Below are 24,511 nucleotides of genomic sequence, written 5' to 3'. Positions count from 1 at the left end.
AACAAATGACAGCAGAAAAACAGCAGATTCATAACCTAATTATTTTAGATGAGAGTGGTTCAATGGAGTCTATAAAGCCAATGATTATTAGTGGATTTAATGAATTGGTACAATCAATAAAAGGAATTCAACAAGAGTTTCCAGAGCAAGAGCATTTTATTTCTATTGTTTCTTTTAATGGGTTTGGTTCTAAAATCTTGCATTTTATGGATCCTGTGAGTAAACTTACCGAAATAGATGCTGCTAACTATAAACCGAATTCTATGACTCCATTATTTGACGCAATAGGATTTAGTTTGTCAAAATTAAAACAAGCATTGGAAACACAAACCAACTACAATGTTTTGGTTACTATCCTTACAGATGGTGAAGAAAATGCTTCTAAAGAATATACAGGAAGTACTATAAAAAACATGATTGATACTTTGAGTGAGGGTAATTGGACGTTTACGTATATTGGTACAGACCATGATATTGAAAAAATGGCTGCCAATTTATCTATAAAAAACTCTATGAGCTTTGAAAAAAATGAATCGGGAATCAGTTCAATGTTTGAGAGGGAATATGAAAGTAGAAGAAGGTATAGTGTTAATGTTAATGCAAAAAGAAATTATAAAGAAAATTATTTTAATGAGGAAGAAGCATCAGAAAAGACACTTACTGATAAAAAACCAGAATTGACAAAGAAGCGAAGTTTTTGGGATGTACTATTTGGGAAATCCAAAAAGGAATAAAACTCTTATGATTAAAAATAACTTGAGTGTCTTATTTTAAAAGTAATAAATTTTTCACAGCAATACAATATGCCTTATATCTTTATTTTATTTTTAGGAGGTCAACAAAAAATTGGCAATTTGGTTAAGGGATATATGATTGTTCTTGGAGTTGTTCTTGTTTGTACTACTATGGATTATATACTTGTTGGATTAAAATATATAGCTCTAGCTATGGTTATTTTATCGTCTTTATTAGTAATGCTTTATGTTTTGAGTGTGCGTTATCAACAAAATAATTATTTAGGTAGGATATCATCCAATATAATATACTTTATTTTAAATACCAAAGTTACCAGAGCAAAAGACCTGTTGAGAAACAATAGCCAACATAGCGCCGTTTGTGATGAAATTATGGCTTTATTTAAAGCTGTAAGACCCAATGACGCAAAATTTACTTATACTAGAGAATTGGAACGAATTCGATGCTTGTTGCAACAATTCAAATTGGATTTTGATGAAGTAGATGAGGTTTTAACCTCATTTAAAAATTGGTTTTCTGAAGTTGAAGCATACTATATAGAGTCCTATTCCAAAGAACAGGATGTTTCTGAACTGATTGATTCAGTATATTACAATTTAAATTAAAGAAAAATCAAACTTAAACAGCTTTATTTATTATATATTCTTCAGAAAAATATTTTGTATTATTGTAATTCAATAAATTTAAACTTTCTACGCACTTAAAATGCATAGTTGAAATATAGTTTTGCTGCCAATATGAAAAAAATAGCATTTAGTAATTTTAGACGTTTTCAAGATTTTCCTCTTTTAGAATTAGGAAAAATATCTGTTATAGTAGGAAGAAATAATTCTGGAAAATCAACTATGGTGAAAGCTTTTTTGTTGTTTTTAGATTACTTGCAAAATCAACAATATAATGAGTTTTCTTTTTCAAATAAATCTTTAGAAGATGCTAATATTGTGACATTTGGAAGGGCTATTAAAAGCGGTTCATCTAAAGAACAAATTTCTTTTCAGATGCAAATAGATGATTATTTATTTACAACCAGCATTTATGGAAATAGTGATGATACAAATGCAAATGTTTCAAATTTATTGATTGAAGATTTCAAGAGTAAATTGAAAATTGAAATAAATTATTTTGAAAATTATTTAAATGTTGTAAAGTACAATTCGGAAATTGTTGAGAAATTCGATTCATTAAATGATCTAATCAAGGAAATGAACGAATTGGAGAAGGAAATCAAGAGCAAGGATTTTAATAATAAATCTTTAAGTGGGATTCGATTTCTTGATCGTTATAATTTTTTGCGTGATAAATTAAATAAGTTAAGCGATAATGTTGTTGAAGATTATCAAGAAAATGAAACTGATGAAGTTTTCAATATTTCTTATCCTTTGTTGTTCAGTGAATATATAAACGCAGATTCAAGAGTTGAAGAGTTTATAAATGATTTAATTTATCTTAATGAAATTGAATTAAAAAAAATAAAAGAGTTACGAAATGATTATGCTCATAACAAAATTTCTGATGAATCATTTGAAAAAATAGTTTCTGATTCGTTAGATAAAAATATGATAATTCGACAAGGTGAAAAATCAAATCTTGAATTGCTTGAAGAAAAAATACAAGTATTAGTTGATTTTGATAATTATAAAAATGAATTAAAAAGTTCTATCAGTAATGCAATTAAATCAATCACTAATACTAAAGTCTATTATTTGGGTGCCAATCCAAGTAAGCAGTCTGCATTATTTTCCTTAAGAGACAAACAAAATAATTTAGCTCAAGCAATTCATGATTTTAAACAATCTAAAATTCTAAAAGGAGAAAAAGAATATGAATTTGTAAAATATTGGATGAATGAATTTGAAGTTGGAGTAGACTTTGATATTGAGTTTTATGCAGGAGAAGCTTACGAATTTTATGTTATCGACAAAGAGGGATTAAAAGCTCATTTAGCCGATAAAGGAATGGGATCATTACAAGCTATGATGATTATTCTTCGTGTGGCTACCCTTTTAAGAAAGCACAAAAAAAATTTGAATTATATTACGGTTGTTGTTGAAGAACCTGAACTCAATTTACATCCCGCATTACAAGGCGAATTAGCAAAGTTTTTTCATGATGTAAATAAAGAATATGGTATAGAATTTATTATAGAAACGCACTCTGAATATTTAATTAGAAAATCTCAGAATATTTTAGTTAAAGAGGAATATACTAACGATGAAGGGTTAAATCCTCATCCTTTTAAGTTGTATTATTTTGATGTTGACAACGGACCTTATGAAATGAAATATCAAGAAAACGGGAAATTTGATAGAAAATTTGGAAAAGGTTTTTTCGATTATTCTGATGAACTTGAAGTTGAAACCTATAAGTTGAACTTAAAAAAGAATAAATAATGGCATATCAAAGAGCTTATTGTTTTTCTAATGAGTTTAACCAGTTGTTGGTAAACAATTCAAATGATATATTAGAGAAAATTTTGAATGATTTTTGCGATGTTTATTTAGACCTAGACGAAGAAGAAATTCTAAATTTAATCGAAGAAAATCCAATTTTTAAAAGTTTTAGCAAAAGAGAAATTGGCAGTGTTATTCCGGCCAAAGTAGATTTGGATAATATTAAAAACAACGATTTTATACCGTATTTGAATGATATATTAGTTTTAAATGAAAATTTTAAAACTGATGAAATTAGAGCTGATTATGGAATTTTGGCCATAAAACCAGATGAAATTGAATATCTCGAAAGTCTTGATTTTCATTTTGGTTATAGTTTTCAAAAAGACGAAAAAAACGATTTTGATTCTTGGGAAGATGTTTTTAATTTAAAAACTCTCGAGCCTATAAACTCTGCTATTGTTATTGATAATTATTTATGGAAAAATTTAGATGATTTTCATAATGAAAACCTTGAAAATTTGTACCCAATATTTGAAAATCTAATTTCAAAAAAATTAAAAATTCCTTTTCATTTGTCTATCGTTACATCAAATAATAAAAGTTTGCTGAGCAAAAAATTTATAGAGAAGTTAAACAAAATTGTAAAGAATCTTAAAGCTAAAACAGGAGTAGATGTAGAAATTTCATTATCTACGCATACTGATACTGTAAAAGATGACCTGCATGAAAGAGTTATTATTACTAATTTTCATTACATATACAGTGATAAAGGATTTAATGTGTTTAAAGACAAAAAAATCATTCTGTCTACGAAAGGCGACAGAAATTGGGTGTATAAAGATGTAAAAAAATATTATGGACAAATAAGAAAGCATCAACATTTTCAAAATATTCAATTAGTTAAAAAGAGAATCATAGAAAATCAGAAAATAGATAGTGATGTCATTTTTAATATTGGAAATACAAATAATCCATTATTAAACTAACTACGCACCAAATCCACACACATAAACCATACCTTTGACAAACAAATTAAAAACAACGATGAACGAACAAATCAATAGTACTAAAGTAGATATAGGATTCATTTGGCAAATAACCGATGATGTATTGCGTGATACCTTTAGAAAAAATGAAATAGGTGATGTTGTCCTTCCTTTTGTGGTTATCCGTCGTTTGGATTGTATTTTAGACGGAGTAAATGAAAATGTTCGAGAAACTTATAACAACTTTAAAGATAAAGTAGCAGAAGATAAATTAGATCCTATTCTTCGCAAAGCGGCAGGAGGATTGAAATTTTATAATACTTCTCGTCATACACTTCATTCGTTGAAAGACGATGCGCGTAACATAGAAATCAATTTCAACAACTATTTAAACGGATTTAATCAAGAGGTTCGTGATATTTTAGAGAACTTTCAGTTTGATAAAATCGTAGCGCGTTTGATTAAAAACAAGTTGTTGTATGAAATGATTGATGCAATATGCAAAATCGACTTGCATACTGATAAAATCGATAACCATGGTATGGGTTATGTTTTTGAGGAACTGATTCGTATTTCTAACGAACAATCAAACGAAACAGCTGGAGAGCATTTTACACCACGAGATGTAATTGGTTTAATGAATGCAATTTTATTTGTAAATGAAAAACAAGAGTTATCCCAACCAGGTATTATACGTACCATTTTTGACCCAGCCTGTGGAACGGGTGGTATGGTGAATTTGGGTAAAAATTATATTTTAGATACCTTACTTAAAGATTCTAAGAACAAACCTACTATTCAAACTTATGGACAAGAGTTAAACGAGCAATCGTATGCTATTGCGAAATCAGAAGCCTTGATTACTGGGGAAGAAGCTAACAATATTAAACACGGTAACTCTTTTTCTGAAGATCAGTTTCAAGGGAAGCATTTTCATTACATGATGGCCAATCCGCCTTATGGGGTAACTTGGAAAAAAGACCAGAAGTTTATTGAAAATGAATCGTTAAACCCTGCTGGGCGTTTTTATGCCGGATTGCCTCGAACTTCTGACGGACAATTACTGTTTTTACAACACATGCTTTCTAAAATGGAGCGTGAAGGTAGCCGCATTGGTGTAGTAACTAATGGTTCGCCCTTATTTACTGGTGATGCTGGCTCTGGCGAAAGCGACATTCGTAAATGGATTATAGAAAATGATTGGTTAGAGTGTATTGTGGCTTTACCTAAAGACATGTTTTATAATACGGGTATCAATACCTACATTTGGTTTTTAACCAACAAAAAAGAAAAGCAACGCAAAGGAAAAGTACAGTTGATTAATGCGGTTGATTATTGCCGTAGCAATAAAAAAAGTTTAGGTAACAAGCGTAATGAAATTACTGCAGAACACATTTCAGATATTTTGAAATTGTACACCGATTTTAAACCTACGCAACATTCTAAGATTTTTGATAACGAGCATTTTGGTTATTTCCAATTAACAGTGGAGCAACCGGTGTATGATGAAAAAGGAAAAAAGGTATTGGATAAAAACAAGAACCCTAAAGCCGACAGTAAAAAACGCGACAAAGAAAACGTGCCGTTAACTGCTGATATTGAAAAATACTTTGAAACCGAAGTACTTCCGCATGTACCAGATGCTTGGATTGATTTTGACAAAACCCGTATTGGGTATGAAATCAACTTTACTAAATATTTTTACGAATACAAAGGATTACGACCTGCTACTGAAGTGAAAACAGAAATTGTAAGCTTAGAAACAGAAATTACTTCTTTGTTAACTGAATTATTGAACTAATGAAAAGATACGATAGTTATAAAGATTGTGGTATTGGATATATTGGACAGATACCTATACAATGGAATTCATCAAAATTAAAATATTTTGTTAATGTTATTACAGGAAATACTCCTTCAACAATTGTAGACGATTATTTTTCAGATGAATATGGTATTCCTTGGGTTAAACCGAGTGATTTAAATGAGTTTAATAAAATTACATCTTCTAAACAATATTTAACTGAAAAAGGATTATCACAATCTAGATTAGTTAGAAAAGGTTCGATTCTTATTGGTGGTATTGGAGATATAGGGAAATTAGGAGTTGCTGGTTGTGATATTACAACCAATCAGCAAATTCATTCAGTTGAAGGTGATATAAAAAAGGTTGATGATGAATTTTTGAAATATTTACTTTATTTTTCAATTGAAGAGTTACAAAAAAACGCATCATGTGTCGTTCTGTCTATTCTTACTAAAACTAAGCTTTTAGATTTAGAAGTTGTTTTACCATCTTTAGAAGAACAAACTCAAATAGCTGCATTTTTAGATTACAAAACCAATTTGATTGATGCCACAATCGAAAAGAAAAAGCGTTTAATTGAGTTATTAAAAGAAAAACGCCAAGCCGTTATTAACGAAGCGGTTACTAAAGGCTTAAACCCAAACGCCCCCATGAAAGATAGTGGAGTGGAATGGTTGGGGGAAATTCCGGAACATTGGGAGGTTGTAAGACTTAAACAAATAGCTAATGCTTTTGGAAGAATTGGTTATCGTGGTTATACAACTGAAGATATTGTAGGCGAAGATGAAGGAGCAATAACTATTAGTCCTTCAAATATGAAAGGAAATTATATGACTTTTGAAAGTTGTACTTATATTAGTTGGGATAAATATGAAGAGTCTCCAGAAATAAAAATTTATAATGATGATATTTTAATGGTTAAAACAGGTTCAACTTATGGAAAAGTTGGTATTGTTAAAGATTTAAATAAAAAAGCAACAATAAACCCTCAATTACTGGTTCTTAAAGATGTAAAAATTAATTCCGATTATTTATATAATTTATTAAGAACAAATTATATTCAATATCAGGTTGAAACAAATGTCATTGGAAGTACAATACCAACTATTTCGCAAACAAAAATTTTAAATTTTTCATTGCCTTTACCTCCAAATGATGAAATTGAAGAAATTATGAATTATATTCAAAATCAAATAAATATTATTGATAAAACAATTAAATTGATTGAAAACCAAATTAAAAACGTTCAAACCTACCGGCAATCGTTAATATCAGAAGCGGTAACGGGTAAAATAGATGTTAGAGATTGGCAAATAAATTAAAGATATATTATGGTCTCTAAATTAAATCCGCAAGATAATGCAAAATTTACTAGTAGTACTATAGAGTATTTTACTTGGGATGAATTCAAAGTCTATTTTGAACTTAACAAAGCTGAAGTTATAAAAAACCCTAATACCGGTAAACTATTCGTAGCAGCTGGTAAACACCGATGGAAATGCCAACAAGATATTAACTTTGACCTGCCTATGCGATTTAAAGTAATTAATGAAGATTATGATAATGCTTGTTTAGTTAATGTTAAATAGTTAATGTCATTAGAGAGATAAAAGAGTAAAAAGATTTGAGAGATTAGGAAAAAACTAAAAAATTAATATAATGGGAAAATGCATTATTAAAGATAACGGATATGTTGTTAAAGAGTTATATGATTTAACATCTGCTGTCTTAGTTGATGGTTCAATAAATTATGCTCCAAATCCTGAAAGGCTTAAAAATTATCGATTACTATCAAATGATGTTGATTTTTATTGGGGAACTCAAGGTTTTAAAGAAGTCACTCTATTGATATCTTACAAAGGCACAGAATTAGTTAGATATGAAAACCCAAATTTCCAATTAGTAATCGATTATTTAAATAAGTTTGACAGTTTATCTAAAAAAGAAATAGAAGCACTTATAGTTGAATCTCAGGAAAAAGAAAAAAATGAATTAGAAATTGCAATAGAAGAACTTAAGGCAGAAAAATCTACTTTAGAGGAACAAATCAAAATTTACAAAGCAATACAAACTAAAAAAGAAGAAATCAAAGCGCTTCTGGAAAAATTAAGCTAATAATATGGCACAAGGCACAAGAGAAATTCATTTAGAAGAACACATTGTTAAATATTTGGTGGAGTATGGTGGTTATCACGAAGTTTCTGCCAGTGCTTATGATAAAGAATTGTGCCTCATTCCTAGTGAGGCTATTGCCTTTATACAAGAAACCCAACCAGAGAAATATAACCTATTAAAGTTAGAACAATATGGCAATAAAGTAGATGAAAAAATTGTAGCCAATATTTCCAAAACCTACAAAGACAGTAAAGACAAAACCTTAGATTTATTACGAAACAAAGTCAAAGATAGAGGTGTACAATTTGATATGGTGTATTTTCAACCTGCTAATGATAAATCGCCAGAACATCAGGAATGGTATAAAAAAAATCGGTTGGCTGTTGTGCGTCAGTTAAAGTATTCTACTAAAAACAACAATTCTATTGATTTGGTTTTGTTTGTAAATGGTATTCCTGCAGTTACCTTAGAACTTAAAAACGAGTTAACAGGTCAAAACCATCACAATGCCATCAAACAATACATTCAAGATAGAGATCCTAAAGGAGAACCGTTTTTAGAATTCAAGCGTTGTTTGGTTCATTTTGCTGTAGGAACAGAAAAAGTATTCATGACTACAGAATTAAAAGGAAAAGGAACTTTCTTTTTACCTTTCAATCAAGGTTTAGATAACTTTAATCCAGATGGTTTTGCTACATCCTATTTATGGGAAGATGTGTTAAAAAAAGATTCCCTTTTAGATTTGCTTCAAAATTACATCAACATTCAAACTGATGTAGAAAAAGAATACGATGCCACTTCAAAATCATTAAAAGAAAAGAAATCTACTAAGTTGTTGTTTCCTCGTTTTCATCAACGAAGAGCTGTTCAACGATTATTATATGCTGTGAAGGAAGAAGGAGTTGGGAAAAACTATTTAGTACAACATTCGGCAGGTTCAGGTAAATCCAATACTATTACTTGGTTGGCCTATAGATTGGCAGGATTTTATCAAAATGAAAACGATGATAAAGCCTTGTATGATTCTGTAATAGTGGTTAATGACCGTAGAGTATTAGACAAACAAATACAAAACAACATACGTCAGTTAGATAATACGCCAGGATTAGTAGCATACATTGATGAAAACAAAACCGCTCAAGACCTTAAAAAAGCGATTGAAGAAGGAAAGCGTATTATTATTACAACTATTCAAAAATTCCCAGTAATTTCTGAAACCATAGCCAGTATGCCAGAGCGAAAATATGCGGTTATTATAGATGAAGCACATAGTTCGCAATCAGGTGAATCAGCTAGACATTTAAAGAAATCGCTTTCACTTGAAGAAGCTGAAAAGGAAGATATATCTGAAGATTTAGATGATATTATTGCTGAGGAAATTAAACGAAAAGGAAAGCAACCCAATATTTCTTTTTTTGCTTTTACGGCTACTCCAAAACCAAAAACAGAAGAATTATTTGGTCGTTTAATCGATGGAAGAATTAAAGCATTTGATACTTATACTATGGAACAAGCCATAAAGGAAGGTTTCATTAGAGATGTATTAAAAAATTATATGTCGTTTAAGCGCTATTATAAAATCATTAAGCGTACCGAAATAAAAGATAAAGAATACGAAAAGAAAAAAACGGTTCGTTTATTAGGTTCTTATGTAGACTTACAAGACCATGCGATTGAACGTAAAGCCCGAATTATGATTGAGCATTTTGTTAGTCAAACTCAAAATGAAATTCAAGGGAAAGCACGTGCTATGGTAGTAACTAAATCACGTTTACACGCAGTACGATTCAAACGAAAGTTTGATGAAATTATGCAAGAAATGAAATTGCCTTATGGTGCTTTAGTTGCTTTCTCTGGAACGGTTAAAGATAGCGAAACCAACGAGGAATATACAGAAACAAGTATGAATCAGCTACAAGGAAAAATTTCTATTCCTGAAGCATTGAAATTACCACAATTTAGAATATTGATTGTGGCTAATAAGTTCCAAACCGGTTTTGATGAACCTATGTTGCATACAATGTTTGTGGATAAGAAATTAGGAGGAGCATCTACTGTACAAACCTTAAGTCGTTTAAACAGAACCATGCGAGGAAAAGAAAGCACAATGGTGCTTGATTTTGTAAATGACCCTGAATTAGTACAAAAAGATTTTCAGTATTATTACGGAGAGAACTTTATGGAAGAAGACAATCAAACCGACCCTAATAGTTTATATACTGTTCAGAATAAAATAGATAGTTTTAATGTGTTTTATCAGAATGAAGTTGAAGCTTTTGCAGATATTTTCTTTAGAAAAGGGAATAATTATGAAAAATTAAACCCAATTTTAAAAGCAGTAACCAATCGTTATATAGCCGAACTTACAGAAGAAGACCAAACTAATTTTAAATCGGAAGTACAAACTTTTTTAAAACTGTATCGTTTTTTAAGTCAAATCATCACTTTTACAGATGTTGAATTAGAAAAATATTATGTTTTTTTAACGGCTCTACTTAAAATGCTTCCTTATATAAAAACGAATCTTCCATTAGATGTTTTAGGAGAGGTGGAGTTGGATAGTTACAAAATCCAACATCAATATACTACAGATTTAGCTTTAGTTTCTGAAAATGGCGAAATGTATGGCATGACACCTGGTGGTGCTTCTGGAAAAGAAGAAGATGAATTTGATATGTTAACTAATATCATTAAAGTTTTAAACGATACTTTTGGAATTGACTTAACTGAGGAAGATAAAGTGGAATTTCAAAAAATGAAGGATAAAATCTATTCTAATGAAGAGCTAATGAGTTTCTTTAATAGAAATAATTCTAGAGATAATATTCAAGATAAATTCAGTGAAGAAATTGATAATGAATTGTTAAATTTTATTAATACAAAATTAGAACTTTATAATAAACTATCAGAGGATCGAGTGAACTTGATGTTCAAGAAAATGTGGTTTGATGATTTGTATAATAGGAGGGTTAGGGGGATTTAATAAATATGGTACTTTTAGTAGATTTAGACGGTACATTGACAAATACAGCGCATCCTCAATTTAAAAAAATGAAAGATGGCTTGGAGGATACTATAATTTCATTAATTCCAGTATTTCCTGGTGCCATTGATTTTATAAATCATCAAAAAAATTTAGGAAATCAAATTATTATAGCATCTGATTCTCATCCTAAATATGTGAATAAAATTGCAACTGAAATTTTCAATACAGATTTTATTTTTCTTGCTGATAAGCCGAATCCTGAAAGAACACTTGAGTATATTAATACTGATGAAAACCTAAAAAATCTTTTTATAGACAGAGATAATTTTATATTAATTGGTGATAGTTTTCTTGATATTGAATTAGGAAGAAGGCTAAACATAAGAACTATTTTTACTGAATTTTATGTTGCTTCTGAAATTGAAGAAAGAGATGGGATTGGTCAGGGCTGGAAACCCTTAAAAATGGGGCCAACTTATTATGCAAAGTCTTATAATGATATTAGTACTATTGTAGCCAATCCGCTTGAAAATTTGCTAGCCATTGAAAGTGCTTTTCAGGATAAAAATTCAAATAAAGCTGTACCCTTTAAATTTGTTAAATACCAAAACGGATTTACTGCTTTTAGATGTTTAGCTCGTCAAGAAGATGGTGAATGCGATAGTTATGGTAGAGCAGACAAATATTATCAAATCGATAATCCAAATAGAAGTAGCGATTTTTTAAAAACTCTTGCTACTGGAATTAATAATTATATTAATGCTGTAGAAAATCAAAAGCAATTTAGTTGGGATTATTTAACTTATGTGTCCGATAAAAAAACGACAACTCCACCCAATAAAATGAAAGAGATATTTGATTTAGTAGAATCAACTATTCCAAAAGTGAAGTTATTTGAGTGGCGAGATGATGTTGAAGGCTCTTTAAGAAATAGACCCGATTATGCTTCTAGAAGAGCTTTCATTAACAAATATTTGTTTACTTCAGATAATTTTGATTTTAAAGATAAATCAATAATTATCATAGATGATCAGTTTACATCTTCAGCTACTGCCTATGAAATTGCAACTCAGTTAAGAAATAAAGGAGCTAAAAACATTTTATTCATTGCTTTATTTTATTTAATTTTACCCATACATGCTAAAACCTGTCCAAGATGTAATTCGAATATGAGAATTAGTATTCGTAAAGGGGATGGTGCAAAATTTTATAATTGTCCCTATAATAGCGGATGTGGTTTATCAATAAGAATAAGTTAATGGAAAAATACACTGAAAACATAATTGCATTAGCTAATATTAAAGGAATTGGAGCTGCCTTTATGAAGCAGCATATAAATTTAATAAGTCTTTACAGAGCTAATTTAGAAATGCTTTCATCTTTAAGTAATAAAATTAATGAAGAAGACTTATACTCTAATATTCTGAAAGCAAGAGAAATAATTAACGATTGTACTACACATGGTATTAAAATAATTTCCTATTTAGATGCAGATTATCCAAAACTTTTATTAGAGATAAAAGATCCTCCCCCAGTTTTATATGCAAAGGGAAATTTAGAATTGCTGCACAAAGCAATAGCTGTTATAGGTACAAGAAAGTCTACTGAATTAGGTAATAAAATTGCCAAAAAAGTAGGTCAATATTTTTCAGAGCATTGGGCAATTTGTAATGGTCTTGTTGAAGGAATTGACAAACATAGTATTACAAATGATGATGAGGTTTTTTTTAATGTAATTGGAATAATATCAGGAGGGTTGAATTTTGAAAAAACATCATCAAAAATTACAAAAGAATTGGCAAAAAAAGTTTTAGATAGAAACGGACTTTTGCTTTCTGAAAATGAACCAAATAAAAAAGAAGACCAATTTTCAGGAAGTAAAGCAAGTAGAATACAAGCTGGGTTGTCAAAAGGTTTAATTCTTGTTCAGAGTAGTAGAAACGGCGGTTCAAAATACACACTTAAATCATTTTCTGAATTAAACAGACCAATTGGTGTTATAGATTTTAAGACTAATTCTGAATTTAATAATTCAGATGAATTTAGTGGAAATAGACTCTTGTTAACGGAATTAAATCAAGGCCTGCAAAAGATGTGTGATATTAAATCAAAAGAATTAATTAAGACAAGAGAAATAATCCCAATTTCTAGAAATGAAGATTATAAAGTATTTGAAGATGTATTAACCATATAGTTTAGCATTATTTTCAACTTTGTTCTTTATTCGTTCTCTTAAATACTTAGGCTGAATTACTTTAACACTATCCCCATAACTTAAAATCAAGCGTGCCAATTCGTAATTTGGGATTACTTTGATTTTGACTTCTAGGGTTTCGTTATTAATCCATTTGTGTTTTTGGGTTTCGTGCAAGGGTTTGTTTTCCATGTATTTTCCTGTCAATTGATTGAAGTGTAATACAATTTCTTCTATTTTTCCATCAATAGGTTTGCTAACTCCTATCATATCTGAAAAATAGTCGGTCCAGTTTATTGTAGTATTAGGGATGAATTTTGCATTACTTGCTTCTATGGATACGATGCGGTCAATGGCTACATTCCAATCGGGTTTCATGGTTTCTTCATGCAATCCAAAAATAAACCAACGGTTGTTGTATTGTTTTAGATAGTAGGGATGAAATATAAAAGTGTAGGGTTGTTCTGCTTTAAAATCTTGATAGGTAATTTGTAAAGGAATTTGTTTTTGAGCTGCGTTATATAAAAGGCTAAAATATTCCATTCCTTTTAAATCTTGATTGGTATCAAAACCTATAAAGGGTTGTTGGTTAGTCTCGGATTTTAAATCGTATTTTAATTTGGCTATAATTTCCTGAATTCCTTCAAATTGTGGCATGCCTTCAAACTGAGAGAGTACTTGAATGGCTGATTGGAATTCGTTAAGTTCTGTTTCATTTAAGGGCGCATTATTGATCGAAAAGTTGAGGTCTTCGTAACGAAAGATTCTTTTTTTACTCTCAAATTCTTCAGCTAATTCAATGTTCCATCCCTCAGCACTTTTCATGAAAGCGATGTCATCTTGCATTTGACGAAGTTTTATGCAATGTGATTCATCATCAAACAGTTCGATAAGTTTGTTGTTTATAGTTTCTAATAGAAGTTCTTTAGTGAACTTCTTGTAAGGATTTCTAAAACAGGAATCTAAAATTTTATAGCGAATAAGAGGATTTTTTGTTACAGCCATTGTAGATTTTTTTATATTTACAAATCAAAAAACAAAGATAAAATAAATATGCAGTTAATGTGCATAGTAATACAATAGATTTGCAGAGTCAAACAACAAGTTCTTTGAAAACCGTAGTTACCATATTGAATTGTCTATCGCAAGATAGGCTTGCCTGCTGGAAATAGTATCTTATTATTTTATATCGGCTGGTGGTTTTAGAGCAATCTGAAACTGAATGTTAGTGGTGTCATTTTAGAGTTAAATTCTCTTGTCAAAACCCTTACTAATGTGTTATATTTATTTATATATGATTTAATTGTTTATTAGTTAAATAATTGATTACATAGAGAAAGAATACCAACTACGGTTTTTTAAAGTACTATCTTATACCATAATAATGATAATTACTTTAGAGTTTCGGAAAAAAGTTCAAACGGCATTTGGAAGAATGCAGTCAAAGTCTGATTTTTTATCGTTACTAAATTTGGCTAAACAAGAAATTTATGGTGAAAAAACAATTCCTTTTTCTGAAAAACAATTCAATTATTATTTGACAAAAGATAGTAGCATTTTAAAATCTAAAATAGATTTTAAAATCGACTTATCAGGTGATACAGCTGTTATCAATGAAAATGTGATTGTTGAAAAGAAAAATCAACAAAGAAAAAGTTGTTATACCACCTTTACTATTAGAAAGAAATCTGGGAAAGACAGAACGATTCATGCTCCTGTAAAAGGATTAAAAGAATTTCAGAAAGCTTTGAATATTATTTTGCAATGCTTATATGAGCCACATAGTGCTGCTACAGGTTTTGTAACGGGAAAATCAATTGTTGATAATGCAAAAAAACATGTAGGTCAAACCTATGTGTATAATATTGATTTGAAAGATTTTTTTCCGAGTATTGATAGATCTCGAGTATGGGGAAGATTATTGGTAGCGCCATTTAATTTAGGAAATTCTAATGAACGGAGAACACTTTCTAATTTTATTGCAACGATTTGTTCTACACCCATGACGGTAGAACGATTAGTAAGCAATGAATGGGTTATGCAAACTAAATCTGTTTTGCCTCAAGGTGCTCCAACCTCTCCTACTTTGACTAATATTATTTGTGAAAAATTAGATAAACGACTAGCTGGTGTTGCCAAACGATTTGGATTAAATTATACCCGTTATGCTGATGATATTACGTTTAGTAGTAAACACAATACATATGAGGTAAGTGACTCAAAAGTGGAAAAGATTTTTGTTGCTGGTAGTTCTTTTGATTGCGAAGTACGAAAAATTATTAGTGAGCAAAACTTTCATATTAAAGAAAGTAAAGTGCGATTGCAAAAAAAAGGCTATCGTCAAGAAGTAACTGGTTTGGTAGTTAATGATAAAATTAATGTATCGAGACGTTACATTAAGCAATTGCGACAATGGTTATATTTATGGGAAAGTTATGGATATGAGAAAGCATATTCTTTTTTTCTTAATTATTATTTAGCTGATAAAGGGCACGTGAAATCTGAGAAACCTAATATGGCTATGGTTATTGATGGTAAATTATTATATTTGAAAATGGTTAAAGGGAATGATGATGGTACTTATTTGAAATTGAAAAATCGGTTTGATTTGTTATTGGGTTCATCGCCTCAAAACAATACTGAAAAAGTTAATATTGTGGATTTGATATTTGATATTGGACTTGATGAAGCAATGACGCATTATAAAAAATAGTATGGCTAAGTATAGTAAAGAGAGTTTAGAAAAGTTGCTCCTCTTGATTGATGAAATATGCAGTCAGGAGGAGAATTTGTGGTTTAGAGAAAGATTGGAAAGTAAATTTTCAATAAAGAGTAATTTAAACAATCCTGATATAGTAAATAAGCTAAATGCTATTCAAAAATATTTAATGATTGATGGTGTAGAAGTAATTGATTATTCGGAAATAAAAAATGAAAATGTAAGAAATCAATTGTATAGAGATTGTATAGAAATGTCTAAGTACAGATTAGGTAAAATTAATAATACAATCAATTTTGATGAGTATTGCAGGTATGCTCATATGCAAGCAGAAGAACTATTGAATTTTTTTTATATTACTAAACATGTAGACCTTAGTAAAGTTGTTGAAATTTTGAAAATTAATGCTGATTACACACCTTCCTCATTACCTAAAAATATCCATTCAATTCCATATAGTTATAAACTCAATGCTTTTATAAAACTAAATGGATTGGATTATAAATTAAAATATTATTTAGACTTTATAAGTAAGTTAAGAAATGAAATAAGCCATAGAAATAGCTTACAAATAAATAATGAGGATTCTATATTAGCAACTGCCAGCTTAAAAAAATTTAATTTAGAAGGTTATCAAGAATTAAATGAATTTGAAAAACATGAGCAGAATATATATTTTAAAGCTAAATTTATACATGAAAGAAGAAAACAAGATTTCAAATCTATTATGATATATTTAGATTATTTGAAACAAGCAATTATAATATTAATAAAATAAAATTGTAATATGGAATTTGAGAAAAAAATACCCTTTAAAATATTTCCTAGTATTGGTTTTAAAAATAGTTCATTCCAATTACATGCATTTCAAAATAACATCACTTTAGAGTTGTTCAAAGAGAATGAAAAAATTAACACTTTTTATCCTAAAACTAATAACCCAATAATAATTACAGAACTGAAAGAACCAGGAGATTATATTGCTAAATGCTTTATTAATGGGGAAATTTTTAGTCAAACCTTAAAAGTTGAAGACTTATTAAGATGGGGTTCTAGTACGTTCAAAAAAGCATTTGTTTTTGATGATATTGATTATTCCTTCTACTTAATGAAAGACAGAATGTTTATCTATGACGAAATAAAAAAGACTACCTATTTAGAAAATAAATTAAGTCCTTCTGAAATTTGTAAAATTGATAACAAACATCTTTTATTTATAACACATAAGGGAATAGGAGAAAACAAAAGATCCAATTTTGCTGTATTTTCTTTAGAAAGTTTTAGTATTATTTCAGAACTCGTTGATAATTTTATAGAAATATACTATGACGAAAAGAGTAATTTTCTATTAGTGTTTGAGAAAAAAAGTAATTCTATTAAATGCTTCGATTTTAATAAAAATTTAAAATTAATTCCAATATTGACTTATGAAAATATTCTTTCTTATGTGAAAAATGATTCGAAAAATTATCTTCTTATTAAACAACTTGAAAATGTTGTTTTTGTTAATTGTAATACAAATAAATCATTTATTTATCCTTTAAATGATAATACCCTTATTGATAATAATGGAAATTTATTAGAAAAAAATGACTCAAATTTTTATTTATCCAATCCAATCCAAGGAAAGGACAAAAAGAAAGTAGATATTACTTTAAATTTAAATATTGAAGAAAATTTAAATTATCTTTTTCATATAGGAAATAGTTTTAAATCTAATGATGAAGATAATGATTTTGAAGAAAGAGTACAAAGGATAGTTAATAATCACAATGAATGCATTTCTAGCAATATAAGCTATCAAAAATTTTATTTAAATAATAGTGATGATAAAATTAGTATTGAGAATACTAAACACGAAATTATTTTTATGAGAAATAAAATTATGATTTTTGAAATTCATTCCATTAAAAAATTACTTCATATAAAATATAATATTGTAAATGGAGATATTTCTAAAAAACCAGATTTCACAATTATAAATACATATAAATTAATTGATTTACTTAATCCCAATAATAATTTCATTAGAAATAACTATTGCACAGGAATAGAATTATTAAATGAAGATTTCTTGATAATAAGATACTTCGGTAAGTGTGAAATATTTTGTGATGGAGATTTACTAGAAATACCCAATAATGTTATTAAAACAAAAGTCATAGATTTACCTATATTAAACAAATCGTATTTATTAATTAATAAAGACAAAGAATTTCAATTATTTAGTTCTAATGATACTTCAAAATACTTAATACAAGGGAAATCAATATACAATACACCATATATTTCAAAACATAAAACTATATGGTATTCAAATTCAGAAAATGATAAAATAACCGGATTTTCATTATTAAATGAAAAAAACATATCATTTAATGGTAATCATTTTAGCATATATAATTTTCATGAGTATTACTTCATAAACTCAATCAAGCAAATTTTCGATCCCTCTACAGGGACATTAAAAAATACATTAATTGGCAATTTAGTTTCATTTTCGAATAGTTTTGAAAAAATAATTTCACGAAGAAATGAGGATTTATATCTTACAATAATAAATCTATCAAATAATTTAGTAAGCACACATGAAATTAAGATAGAAGAAGATCTATACAAAGAAAGTTATCTCTCCCCTGATGGTAAATTTATGATTTTTAGAAGAAAGGATAATTCATATGTAATTTATGATGTGCAGAAAGAAACAGAACAAGTTTTTATTTGTGACAATTTTATACGCTTTAATTCTAATAATCAAATAGAAATAAATGATATAGAGCCTAGAACTATAAAAATAATTGACCCAGAAACATTTGAAACAATAAGTTATGGTCAATCTGATTTATATGAATTTCAAAGTCCAGATGGGAAGTTATTTGTTGAATCAAGAACTCCTAAAAAACTATATATAAATTTGTTAGATAATTTAGAGATTGACCAAATTACATTTTTAAAATTAGAAAAACTTATCAATGAGAATAACGAAAGTTATTTTAATCAAAACAAAGATAAATTACTGCAAATTGGTGTTGAAAATAATTCCTCAATTTTTAAAAATAGGCATAAAATCATATCATATAGACAATTCATTAAAATTGGAATTGTTGGAACTGATGTGAAAATAGATATTGAAATTCCAAATAATACTTGGTTTTATAATTATGCTGCATTTAGTTTCGACAATAAATATCTTTCCATTGTTGGAAATACAACTTCTTCATCCTCTAATGGTATGATTTTAATAATAAAAATAAATTTTGACAATACCAAAAACTTAATAAGTGAAGAAGATAGATTTTTAAGTTATTTGCCAAAAAATGCAACATGGACCTGTGCATTTTCTAGGAAAGGAGTTTTCGCAACATATGATAGCAATCCAGATACATACATAATTAATTGTAATGATAATTTATTCAACAAAGCATCTCAATTACACTCAATGAAAGATTATGATTTAAGAAATCTGTTGATTAATTTTTATAAAATTGAAAACGTAGCACTTATTAGAGGTAAAAACTTTTTAACATTTAGTCCTTCCGGAAATTACATGGCCCTTTCAGAACAAGGATATGATCCTTTATCTCTTGGTGGTTTTGGCCATCAAGAATCTGAAACAGTTCATATTTTAAATGTAAAAAATAATAAAATTATTGACTCTTTTTATTTTCATGGTGAAGTAGTTGATAGTAATAATAGGAAAAAGGTAAAATTTGTAAGTTTTTCGGAAGACGAAACAAAATTATTGTCACTTGGAAATGATGGAGTGATTTATTTTAGGAATTTAAAATTGAATTAAAACTTAACGTTTTTAATGCACCAAAAACACACACATATTTCATTTATTTACCTTAATTAAAAAAATCCATTATGAACACCCAACAATCCACACCAATAGGAACCTTATCCAAAGAAATTGTTCAAAATATAGAAAACAAAGACGGCAATAACAACGTAATACCCACTGGTTTTGAGTATTTAGATGAAGAATTTGGCGGTTTATCTTTAGGGGAGTTAGTGGTAATTGGAGGAAGACCTGCTATGGGGAAAAGCCAATTTGTGATTAATCTGGTTTCTAACATTTGTGATAGAGAGCCTATCTTGTTTTTTTCCTTTGACCTTACTCCTACTACACTCACCTCTCGCATACTATCGAATAGAACAGGAATTAGTGTGGACAAACTGATTCGCAACCAATTAATTGATTCTGATGTTACTTTGATAAAATTAGCCGCTAAACAACTTGAAAACAGCAAATTGTTGGTAAGCGATATTGGAGTAGCTAATATTAACGAAACAATCGATATAATCAAAGAACATGTGGAACTATACCACACTAAAATAGTAGTTATTGATTATTTGCAACTCTTAGGGATAGGAAAATATAATACAGGAAGAGAGGCAGAAATAGGTCATATTTGTAGAGTGTTAAAAATGTGTGCTAAAGAACTTAATATTTGTATTGTACTATTAAGTCAATTAAGCCGTGCTGTTGAAGTTAGAGGAAGTAGTAAAAAACCTCAATTGTCTGATTTACGCGATAGTGGTTCGATAGAGCAAATAGCCGACAAAGTTTGGTTGTTGTATCGCCCAGAATATTATATGATTGAGGAGCTAGACGATGATGAATTTACGCCTGCAGCGTATATTTTAATGCTTGTGGTTGCCAAAAACAAAAATGGTAAAATTGGAGTAAGTTATTTTAAACGAAATGATAACTTTACAGAATTCAATTCTATCAAAAAACCAGGTGATAATTTTGAATTTAACGAAGACCGCCTTTCTGAATTACAAAAACCAACTTTCAAGGAATTAAATAATGATAATGAAGTTCCTTTTTAAATATACAAAAGCCGTTGAGAAAAATTATGAAGTCAAACCTATATAAAAAATGACTTAGAGGTTGTGTTCCGCAATCCACTCAATAGTGTTACTAGGTACTAAAGAGATCTGTTTCCTGCGTAAACAGATGATATTCAAAGATAATCAACCAACGGCTTTTTAAATCATGAAACCTAATTTAATTCGAGATAAAATTCATTCCAAATTAGAAGACTACAACAAGTACCTCTATGGGCCTCGATATGATGTTATATTTCGCTTTGAACAAGAGTTCTTCGTTTCTCAATTATTATCGGTAGTCAAAATTTCAGATTTGAGAATCCTGCTAAAGGCACAACTATCTAAAATTAGTAATTTGATGAATAAGCCTAGCTACATTACTTTTTCTATACCAAAGAAAAGAGGTGGTAATCGCTTGATTCAATCTCCTGATGCTAATTTAATGCGAATCCAATCAAGGTTAAATTTCTACTTACAAAACTATTACCATTTGATACGACCTGAAGGAATTCATGGTTTTGTAATCAATCCCAATAAGAAAGAGAAGATTTGTAATATTGTGGATAATGCTAAAATCCACGTAAATCAAAAACACTTATTAAATCTTGATTTAAAAGAGTTCTTTCCATCGATTGAAGCCTATAGAGTCAAAGAATTATTTGTATCCGAATATTTTAAATTTAATGAGGATATAGCTAACGCTTTAGCCCTATTAGTAACTTACAAAGGTAAATTACCTATTGGAGCTCCAACATCGCCTGTTATCTCTAATTTTATTTGTTTGCAATTAGATGCTGATTTAATAACGTTTTGCAATGAAAATCAAATCAATTTTAGCCGCTATGCAGATGATTTGACCTTCTCTTCTAATAAAGAAATTACTAAAGAAATGATAAATAGTATTTTTGAAATTATCAAACAAAATCAGTTTGAAATAAATACTAAAAAAACACGGCTAAAATCTAATAATAGAAAACAAACCGTTACAGGTCTTGTGGTGAATGAAAAAGTCAATGTAGACAGACAAACGCTAAAAATGGTCCGCGCAATGCTATACGATGCTTCTAAAAATGGTATTGCAAAAGCAGCAAGCAAGCATTTTTCATTTCATCAAAAGGATGCTCACACCCATACCTCCTACTTTTTAAATCGATTAGAAGGGTATATTAATTTTATTGCTCAAGTACGTGGAAAAGAAGATGCTTTGGTACTAAAATTCAAAGAGCAGTTTAAAATGATTCTTAAATTACAGTAATAACTATCTGTGTGCTAAAATTGCATACATCAGTTGTTATTTTGCTTAAAATAAAACTATAAGTATGAACATAAAAGCAAAATTAACACAACTACTCCCTTTACAAACAGGATTTGGAAAAAATGGGCAGTGGAGAAAACAAGACATTATTGTAGAAACTGAAGGTCAATATCCTAAAAAAATATGCATCAGTATTTGGGGTGATAAAATCAATGAAAAACAATTAATAATTGGTAATCAACTTAGTATTGATTTTGAATTAGAAAGTCGTGAATTTAATGGTAAATGGTATACCGATGTTAAAGCAGGGAAAATTGATCTTGTAGATAACATTATTGTAACTGAATCTATGAAGTCAGATTTTACTCCTGAAGAAAATTATGAAGATGATGGACTACCTTTTTAAAAAAAAGAATATTTTTATAGTCTAGAAAATTACATTTTTTTAAAATGGAGAAAGCTGTTATTTATCGAATATATTTTGTTGGCCTACTAATTTTAATATTTGCAGGTGCTATAGTGTTCAAGTTAACCAACATTCAATGGGTTCATGGTGAACATTACAGAAAATTAGCAAAACAAAACACCATCAAGACATTTGTTGTTCCTGCAAATAAAGGAAGTATCTATTCTTCTGATGGTAGCTTATTGGCTGTATCAGTACCTATTTATATTGTTAGGTTTGATGCGGTTTCACCATCAGATAAAGTATTTAATGAAAATTTGAATGCTTTGTCAGATTCACTAGCTTCATTTTTTGGTAAAAAAAGAAGTTTTTATGAATTCAAATTAAAATCTGCCCGTTCAAATAAAAATCGATTTTTGCTCATAGGTAAAGATTTGAGTTATACTCAATATGCCAGGTTAAAGTCATTTCCAATTCTAAAATTAGGAATTTATAAAGGCGGTCGTATGGATAGTATTAAAGAAGTTAGAAAACATCCTATTGGCGAGATTGCCCAACGTACAATAGGCTATATAGGATTAGATAAAAATGGCAATAAAAATGGGGTTGGATTAGAAGGTGTTTTTGGAATGTATTTAAACGGAAAAGATGGAAGAATTTTAAAACAAAAAATTGCTAAAGGTCAATATAAACCTATAAAAGATGATAATGAAGTTGAGCCCATAGATGGTTATGATGTTATTTCAACAATTGATGTATATATACAAGACATTGCACATCATGCCTTATTGCAATCATTACAAAAGAACAAAGCAGAACATGGGTGTGTTATTGTTATGGAGACCAAAACAGGTCACATAAAAGCCATTTCTAATCTAGGAAGAACTGAGAAAGACACCATTTATAAAGAAAGACTAAATTATGCCATTAGAGAAAAAGGAGAGCCTGGTTCAACTTTCAAACTAGTAGACATGATTGCTTTATTGGATGATAATAAAGTAGATACTAGTAAAGTATATGATCGTAATGGAGGCTTGATAACTTATTTTGGAAAAGATGTGGTAGATTCACACAGAGATGGACCACAAAGAATTTCATTAGCCAAAGGTTTTGAAATATCCTCTAACACAGTATTAGTTAAAGCTGTTTATGAAAACTATAAGAACAACCCAAAACAATTTGTTGACCGTATTAATAATATGGGCCTTAATAAACCATTAGGATTGTGTTTAAAAGGAGAAGGAATACCCTTTGTTCCTCAACCCAATACCCCTAAGTGGAATGGAATATCATTACCTTGGATGGCGTTTGGTTATGGTGTAGAAGTCACTCCTATGCAAACCTTGACGCTTTATAATGCTATTGCCAATAATGGGGAAATGATAAAACCACAATTTGTATCTGAAATAAGAGATAAAAATAAAACCATCAAAAAATTTGAAAAAGAGATTATCAATCCCAAGATATGTTCTAAAGAAACTGTTAAGAAATTAAAAGCACTACTGGAAAATGTGGTTAAGAAGGGAACTGCAAAGAGTATTTACTCTAAAGATTTTTCAATAGCTGGTAAAACAGGTACAGCTCAAGGTAATTATGGAATTAATGGTGGTGCTGATAAACACTATATTTCATCATTTGTTGGGTTCTTTCCTGTGAAGGAACCTAAGTATACTTGTATTGTTGTAGTCCATAAACCTAGTACCGTAAAAGGAAATTATTATGGTGCTGATGTTGCTGGTCCTGTTTTTAAAAGAATTGCTCAGAAGATATTTTCTGATTCACCAACAACTAATGAAATTAAAGATGTAAACAAAAAGGTGAATAAACAGGATAATAAATTCAATGAGTATTTTTCTAAAGCTCAAAACGATAAAAATGTCATTCCAAATGTAAAAGGAATGCCAGGAATGGATGCCGTCGCATTATTAGAGAATATGGGACTTAAAGTAAAACTAAAAGGAAATATTATAGGAAAAGTAAAAAGTCAATCTATTACTTCAGGAAATCCTTTAGTTAAAAACACAACAATTGAATTAGCCATTAATTAAAAGCCTC

19 protein-coding genes are annotated in these 24,511 nt (G+C 29.1%); 18 read left to right on the top strand and 1 reads right to left on the bottom strand.

Annotated features, from left to right (window positions below):
- The first annotated feature begins 5 nt into the window (after window positions 1–5).
- The 11 genes from ABD771_RS14275 to ABD771_RS14225 all read left to right on the top strand — a co-directional run bounded on the left by ABD771_RS14275 (window position 6) and on the right by ABD771_RS14225 (window position 13,237).
- Entirely contained in the window at window positions 6–734 is a 729-nt protein-coding gene (locus tag ABD771_RS14275) for a vWA domain-containing protein (protein WP_345095789.1), read from the top strand.
- 69 nt (window positions 735–803) lie between these two features.
- Window positions 804–1,361 carry a hypothetical protein gene (locus ABD771_RS14270; protein ID WP_345095787.1) on the top strand — a complete coding sequence of 186 codons (558 nt, stop codon included), beginning with the start codon at window positions 804–806 and terminating at the stop codon, window positions 1,359–1,361.
- A 132-nt stretch (window positions 1,362–1,493) separates the two neighbouring features.
- A complete protein-coding gene (locus ABD771_RS14265; protein WP_345095785.1) occupies window positions 1,494–3,146 on the top strand; it encodes an AAA family ATPase in 1,653 nt (550 codons plus the stop codon).
- Window positions 3,146–4,135, top strand: a complete 990-nt coding sequence (locus tag ABD771_RS14260; protein ID WP_345095783.1) for a hypothetical protein — start codon at window positions 3,146–3,148, stop codon at window positions 4,133–4,135. Before ABD771_RS14265 ends, ABD771_RS14260 begins: the two co-directional genes overlap by 1 nt.
- Window positions 4,136–4,193: 58 nt before the next feature.
- The gene (locus ABD771_RS14255; RefSeq protein WP_345095781.1) at window positions 4,194–5,936 is read left to right on the top strand and encodes a type I restriction-modification system subunit M; all 1,743 of its coding nucleotides are present in this window, start codon (window positions 4,194–4,196) and stop codon (window positions 5,934–5,936) included.
- Window positions 5,936–7,264 carry a restriction endonuclease subunit S gene (locus tag ABD771_RS14250; protein ID WP_345095778.1) on the top strand — a complete coding sequence of 443 codons (1,329 nt, stop codon included), beginning with the start codon at window positions 5,936–5,938 and terminating at the stop codon, window positions 7,262–7,264. Before ABD771_RS14255 ends, ABD771_RS14250 begins: the two co-directional genes overlap by 1 nt.
- A gap of 9 nt (window positions 7,265–7,273) precedes the next feature.
- Window positions 7,274–7,531, top strand: coding sequence for a hypothetical protein (locus tag ABD771_RS14245; RefSeq protein ID WP_345095775.1), 258 nt, complete (start codon window positions 7,274–7,276; stop codon window positions 7,529–7,531).
- Between the two features lie 70 nt (window positions 7,532–7,601).
- Window positions 7,602–8,057 (top strand): hypothetical protein, encoded by a 456-nt coding sequence (locus ABD771_RS14240; RefSeq protein WP_345095773.1) that lies wholly within the window; start codon window positions 7,602–7,604, stop codon window positions 8,055–8,057.
- A gap of 4 nt (window positions 8,058–8,061) precedes the next feature.
- A complete protein-coding gene (locus ABD771_RS14235) occupies window positions 8,062–11,040 on the top strand; it encodes a type I restriction endonuclease subunit R (RefSeq protein WP_345095771.1) in 2,979 nt (992 codons plus the stop codon).
- 5 nt (window positions 11,041–11,045) lie between these two features.
- Window positions 11,046–12,302 (top strand): hypothetical protein, encoded by a 1,257-nt coding sequence (locus ABD771_RS14230; protein ID WP_345095769.1) that lies wholly within the window; start codon window positions 11,046–11,048, stop codon window positions 12,300–12,302.
- On the top strand, window positions 12,302–13,237 hold the full coding sequence (locus ABD771_RS14225; protein WP_345095767.1) for a DNA-processing protein DprA: 936 nt from the start codon (window positions 12,302–12,304) through the stop codon (window positions 13,235–13,237). The genes ABD771_RS14230 and ABD771_RS14225 overlap by 1 nt, the downstream gene beginning before the upstream one ends.
- On the opposite strand, the gene ABD771_RS14220 is transcribed toward ABD771_RS14225, so the two are convergent.
- Window positions 13,226–14,242 (bottom strand): helix-turn-helix transcriptional regulator, encoded by a 1,017-nt coding sequence (locus ABD771_RS14220; RefSeq protein WP_345095765.1) that lies wholly within the window; start codon window positions 14,240–14,242, stop codon window positions 13,226–13,228. The genes ABD771_RS14225 and ABD771_RS14220 overlap by 12 nt on opposite strands.
- Window positions 14,243–14,621: 379 nt before the next feature.
- Between ABD771_RS14220 and ABD771_RS14215 the strand changes: the two genes are divergently transcribed.
- From ABD771_RS14215 to ABD771_RS14185, 7 genes are all read left to right on the top strand, one after another.
- Window positions 14,622–15,950 carry a reverse transcriptase family protein gene (locus tag ABD771_RS14215; RefSeq protein ID WP_345095763.1) on the top strand — a complete coding sequence of 443 codons (1,329 nt, stop codon included), beginning with the start codon at window positions 14,622–14,624 and terminating at the stop codon, window positions 15,948–15,950.
- A gap of 1 nt (window position 15,951) precedes the next feature.
- Entirely contained in the window at window positions 15,952–16,734 is a 783-nt protein-coding gene (locus ABD771_RS14210; protein WP_345095761.1) for a hypothetical protein, read from the top strand.
- A gap of 9 nt (window positions 16,735–16,743) precedes the next feature.
- Window positions 16,744–19,752 carry a hypothetical protein gene (locus ABD771_RS14205; RefSeq protein ID WP_345095759.1) on the top strand — a complete coding sequence of 1,003 codons (3,009 nt, stop codon included), beginning with the start codon at window positions 16,744–16,746 and terminating at the stop codon, window positions 19,750–19,752.
- Between the two features lie 71 nt (window positions 19,753–19,823).
- Entirely contained in the window at window positions 19,824–20,795 is a 972-nt protein-coding gene (locus ABD771_RS14200) for a DnaB-like helicase C-terminal domain-containing protein (protein WP_345095757.1), read from the top strand.
- 166 nt (window positions 20,796–20,961) lie between these two features.
- Window positions 20,962–22,050 (top strand): reverse transcriptase family protein, encoded by a 1,089-nt coding sequence (locus ABD771_RS14195; RefSeq protein ID WP_345095754.1) that lies wholly within the window; start codon window positions 20,962–20,964, stop codon window positions 22,048–22,050.
- A 64-nt stretch (window positions 22,051–22,114) separates the two neighbouring features.
- Complete coding sequence (locus tag ABD771_RS14190; protein ID WP_345095752.1) at window positions 22,115–22,456, top strand: DUF3127 domain-containing protein; 342 nt, start codon at window positions 22,115–22,117, stop codon at window positions 22,454–22,456.
- A gap of 44 nt (window positions 22,457–22,500) precedes the next feature.
- On the top strand, window positions 22,501–24,504 hold the full coding sequence (locus tag ABD771_RS14185; RefSeq protein ID WP_345095751.1) for a penicillin-binding protein: 2,004 nt from the start codon (window positions 22,501–22,503) through the stop codon (window positions 24,502–24,504).
- Window positions 24,505–24,511 lie beyond the last annotated feature (7 nt).

The organism is Flavobacterium chungnamense (assembly GCF_039539165.1).
GTDB lineage: Bacteria > Bacteroidota > Bacteroidia > Flavobacteriales > Flavobacteriaceae > Flavobacterium > Flavobacterium chungnamense.
The sequence above is the reverse complement of the archived record's forward strand: the minus strand, read 5'-3'. Positions and strand labels throughout refer to the sequence as shown.

Bases quoted from the DNA above. Each gene is read 5' to 3' on its own strand.
- ABD771_RS14265 (WP_345095785.1), top strand. From the start codon at position 1,494: ATGAAAAAAATAGCATTTAGTAATTTTAGACGTTTTCAAGATTTTCCT.
- ABD771_RS14185 (WP_345095751.1), top strand. From the start codon at position 22,501: ATGGAGAAAGCTGTTATTTATCGAATATATTTTGTTGGCCTACTAATT.
- ABD771_RS14200 (WP_345095757.1), top strand. From the start codon at position 19,824: ATGAACACCCAACAATCCACACCAATAGGAACCTTATCCAAAGAAATT.
- ABD771_RS14260 (WP_345095783.1), top strand. From the start codon at position 3,146: ATGGCATATCAAAGAGCTTATTGTTTTTCTAATGAGTTTAACCAGTTG.
- ABD771_RS14270 (WP_345095787.1), top strand. From the start codon at position 804: ATGCCTTATATCTTTATTTTATTTTTAGGAGGTCAACAAAAAATTGGC.
- ABD771_RS14230 (WP_345095769.1), top strand. From the start codon at position 11,046: ATGGTACTTTTAGTAGATTTAGACGGTACATTGACAAATACAGCGCAT.
- ABD771_RS14215 (WP_345095763.1), top strand. From the start codon at position 14,622: ATGATAATTACTTTAGAGTTTCGGAAAAAAGTTCAAACGGCATTTGGA.
- ABD771_RS14190 (WP_345095752.1), top strand. From the start codon at position 22,115: ATGAACATAAAAGCAAAATTAACACAACTACTCCCTTTACAAACAGGA.
- ABD771_RS14205 (WP_345095759.1), top strand. From the start codon at position 16,744: ATGGAATTTGAGAAAAAAATACCCTTTAAAATATTTCCTAGTATTGGT.
- ABD771_RS14240 (WP_345095773.1), top strand. From the start codon at position 7,602: ATGGGAAAATGCATTATTAAAGATAACGGATATGTTGTTAAAGAGTTA.
- ABD771_RS14195 (WP_345095754.1), top strand. From the start codon at position 20,962: ATGAAACCTAATTTAATTCGAGATAAAATTCATTCCAAATTAGAAGAC.
- ABD771_RS14245 (WP_345095775.1), top strand. From the start codon at position 7,274: ATGGTCTCTAAATTAAATCCGCAAGATAATGCAAAATTTACTAGTAGT.
- ABD771_RS14210 (WP_345095761.1), top strand. From the start codon at position 15,952: ATGGCTAAGTATAGTAAAGAGAGTTTAGAAAAGTTGCTCCTCTTGATT.
- ABD771_RS14235 (WP_345095771.1), top strand. From the start codon at position 8,062: ATGGCACAAGGCACAAGAGAAATTCATTTAGAAGAACACATTGTTAAA.
- ABD771_RS14255 (WP_345095781.1), top strand. From the start codon at position 4,194: ATGAACGAACAAATCAATAGTACTAAAGTAGATATAGGATTCATTTGG.
- ABD771_RS14275 (WP_345095789.1), top strand. From the start codon at position 6: ATGACAGCAGAAAAACAGCAGATTCATAACCTAATTATTTTAGATGAG.
- ABD771_RS14225 (WP_345095767.1), top strand. From the start codon at position 12,302: ATGGAAAAATACACTGAAAACATAATTGCATTAGCTAATATTAAAGGA.
- ABD771_RS14220 (WP_345095765.1), bottom strand. From the start codon at position 14,242: ATGGCTGTAACAAAAAATCCTCTTATTCGCTATAAAATTTTAGATTCC.
- ABD771_RS14250 (WP_345095778.1), top strand. From the start codon at position 5,936: ATGAAAAGATACGATAGTTATAAAGATTGTGGTATTGGATATATTGGA.